The 3,230-nt window shown below is 66.4% G+C and carries 3 protein-coding genes; 1 reads left to right on the plus strand and 2 read right to left on the minus strand.

Annotated features, from left to right (window positions below; genetic code table 11):
• Window positions 1-233 precede the first annotated feature (233 nt).
• Window positions 234-1,133, plus strand: coding sequence for a DMT family transporter (locus tag AC1VTH_RS07530; RefSeq protein ID WP_293825165.1), 900 nt, complete (start codon window positions 234-236; stop codon window positions 1,131-1,133).
• A 323-nt stretch (window positions 1,134-1,456) separates the two neighbouring features.
• Here AC1VTH_RS07530 and AC1VTH_RS07535 read toward each other — a convergent pair whose 3' ends face one another.
• Together AC1VTH_RS07535 and AC1VTH_RS07540 are read right to left on the minus strand one after the other, a co-directional pair.
• A complete protein-coding gene (locus tag AC1VTH_RS07535) occupies window positions 1,457-2,485 on the minus strand; it encodes a coiled-coil domain-containing protein (protein ID WP_481335525.1) in 1,029 nt (342 codons plus the stop codon).
• Between the two features lie 201 nt (window positions 2,486-2,686).
• Window positions 2,687-3,136 (minus strand): universal stress protein, encoded by a 450-nt coding sequence (locus tag AC1VTH_RS07540; RefSeq protein WP_481335526.1) that lies wholly within the window; start codon window positions 3,134-3,136, stop codon window positions 2,687-2,689.
• Window positions 3,137-3,230: the final 94 nt, after the last annotated feature.

Below are 3,230 nucleotides of genomic sequence, written 5' to 3' on the forward strand. Positions count from 1 at the left end.
AGCCAGAGATCTCGGGTAGCTGCTCGGCGCGCTCGACGGTGAAGCCCGCGTGGCGCGAGCCGGGCGCGAGCTGTGGGTTGGGGGTGGCGAAGTCTTGGCTCATGGTGCTACCTTTCTTGGTGGTTTGACATGAGACTGTAGCACGCGCTCGGGACGTCGTTTGCCGTGCGCTGGCTCGCGGCGGGGGCGGGTGTCGCGCGCGGGCTGACGTGCCTTGGGCGAATGGACGGACGATGAGCGACTCGAGCAAGACGACGCGCGGCGTGGTGCTGACGCTGATTGGCGGCACCTTCTGGGGCTTCTCGGGCACGTGCGCCAAGTTCCTGATGGACGGCTACGGCCTTGACCCCGTGTGGATCGTGGCCGTGCGCCAGTTCTTTGCCGGGTGGCTGTTCCTGGCGCTTGCCTGCGCCTCCCCGCGCGACCGTGAGAGCCTGCGCGGGCTCGTTGCCGCGCGCGGCGGCGGGTGGCGCGGACTCGCCATGCTCGTGGCCACGGCGGCCTGCATGATGCTCAACTCGGTCTGCTACAACGTGGCGGTGAAGCTCACCAACTCGGCTACGGCCACGGTGCTGCAGACGCTCGCCCTCGTGGTGCTCATGGTCTATGCGTGCGTGCGCGCCAGGCGCTCGCCCAGGAGACGCGAGCTCGCGGGCCTTGCGCTGGCGCTGGGCGGCACGTTCCTAATCGCCACCGGTGGCGACCCGTCTCACCTGTCGATGCCGCTCGATGGCCTTTTGTGGGGCATCGCGACCTGCTTCACCTACGCGCTTTACAGCGCGGTGCCCGAGGGCCTGCTCAAACGATGGGGAAGCCCCGTGGTCAATGCGGTGACGATGCTCGCCTCCGGCACGGTGCTGATGCTCGCGACGAGGCCCTGGGAGAGCGCGCCGACCTTTGACGCCGCGGGCGTCGCAGGCGTCGTGGCGATCGTGGTGGTGGGGACCTTCCTGGCCTACGCCCTCTACATGCAGGGCGTCAAGGACCTGGGGCCGCTGCGAGCGAGCATGCTGGGAACCTCGGAGCCCATTGCGGCCACGGTGTTCTCCGTGCTGTGGCTGGGGACGACGTTTGCCCCCACTGACCTCGCTGGCTTTGCCATGATCATCGTGATGGTGTACCTCACGGCGTAGGCACGCGGTAGCGTGGCGTGCTCGCGGTGGTCTCTGATTAGGCTCCGAGCGCTGTCGTTGCGGCGTGAGAGGGCCTGCGGCCAAATAATTGCACCAATTAGGTAACCTAACGGCGAGCGTGGGAGTAGGAGTGCTGCGTAGCCGGTATAGCCCCAGTTGCTGTTTGCCGATTTGGTACACCAATTTGTAAAACAACAGATAGGTTACCTAATTGGCGCTCTTTTTTATAAGGGACAGCCTTGATGGACGGCAATCTGCTGCAAAGATGGGGGCGACGCGCCTGTTTTGCACGTCGCCCCCATCGAGGTTCTTGCTTGTTTGCCCTACAGGAAGCGGTACTGGACCGCGCGGACGCCCCACTCGTAGGGGCTCGAGCAGCCAAAGGCCTTCCAACAACCGCCCGCCAGGTCGAGCACGCGGCCGTAGGCGGCAAACCCGCCCACGTCGTTCACGACGGCCGTGATCGTCTTGCCGCCGTAGCGAATCTGAACGGTGCGTCCCAGCAGGTAGCGCTGCGAGAGCGGCACGGCGACGGACATCGAGTCGTCGCTGAGCTCGTCGCCCGAGGCGGTGGCGTTGCCGCCGGTGTTGTCGGCAACCGAGTAGGCCGAGGCCATGCCGATCATCCACTCGCCGTCGCTCTTGACCTCGGAGCCGTCGGTGGCGCTGGGGTTGCTGGGCGTGGAGGCCGCGGGGGCCTGCGAGGTCTGGGGCGTGTTGGCGGCATCGGTGCTGGCGGGCTGGCTGGCGGCGTCGCTCTGGGCCTGGGCCTTCGCGGCCTCGGCAGCGGCCTGGGCGGCCGCCTGCGCGTTGAGTTCGTCGAGGGCGGCCTGCGCCTCCTCGAGCGAGTCCTGCGCCTGCTGCTTCTTCTCGCTGGCCTGCTGCTGCGAGGTCTGGAGCGTCTGCTGGGCGGCCTTGAGCTCGCCCTCCATCTGGTTGAGCTCGGTGAGCGCCTCGTTGTTCGAGCGCTGCACCGCATTGAGGTACTGGTAGGTGGTGAGGAAGTCGGCGAAGTCGTCGGCCGAGAGCAGCATGCTCACGAGGCCGGGCGTGCCCTGCTGCATCTTGTACAGCGAGCTCAGCGACTTCTCGGCGCGCTCGCGCTGGGCGGGAAGCGCGGCCGTAACCTCGTCGATCTTTGCCTGGGACTCGTCGATCTTGGTCTGCAGGTCGTTGACGGTGGCCGTGGCCTCGTTGTACGCCTGCGTGGCGGTGTCGATCTTTGCCTGGAGGTCGTCGGCCATGGTGGCGATTGCCGGACGGGGCAGGAGGGTGCACGTGCACAGCAGGGTCGCGGCCAGTGCCACGGCGGTGGTGCGCACGCTCGGTCGTCTGCTGCCGTTCTTCGTCATGTCGGTCCTTGCGCTCTTCCAAGGACCGCGCGTGGGCACGACCCCATCTTTCCCGAGGCCAGGGGCCTCGCATGCCCGCCGGGCAAGCCTCGCCCGTGCAGACATATCCCATACATTTTAGTGGCGGTTGGGCGCCTTCACACAAAAAGGGCGGGCGCCGCCACGTGGACGACGCCCGCCAAGGTTGCCTGCGAGCCCTCGCTACTTCACGACGAGGATGTCACAGGGCGCGTTGCGCAGCAGGAACGTGGAGATGGAGCCAAGCAGCGCGTACTTGATGCTCGACAGGCCGCGCGCGCCGCACAGCACGAGGTCGGGCTTCACGACGTCGAGCATCTCGTCCTTGAGCGTCTCGCGGATGCGGCCGGTCTTGACCATGACCTCGACCTTGGGAATCTTGTCGTTCGCTAGCGCCTCGTTGAGCTGGTCTGCGATCGAGTCGCGGAAGGCGCGGTCGAGGCCAGGGACGAGGTCGGTGGGGTAGGAGCCGGTGGTCTCGAGGACCGTCGAGTCGATGACGTGACCAATCGTGAGCTCGGCGTTGTTGTTCGCCGCCACGACGATGGCGCGCTCGAGCACCTTGTCCTGCTGCTCGGTGCCATCGAGGGAGACGAAGACCTTCTTGTAGCCAAGATCGTTGAGCGTTGCCATGTTGACCCCTTTGATCGTCGCTTGGCGCCTCTCGGGTTCGGTTGGCCCCGGGCTCCTCACGTGGGGTATACCCGTCCCTCCATTCTTCTGACGC

This window comes from Parolsenella sp., assembly GCF_982402205.1.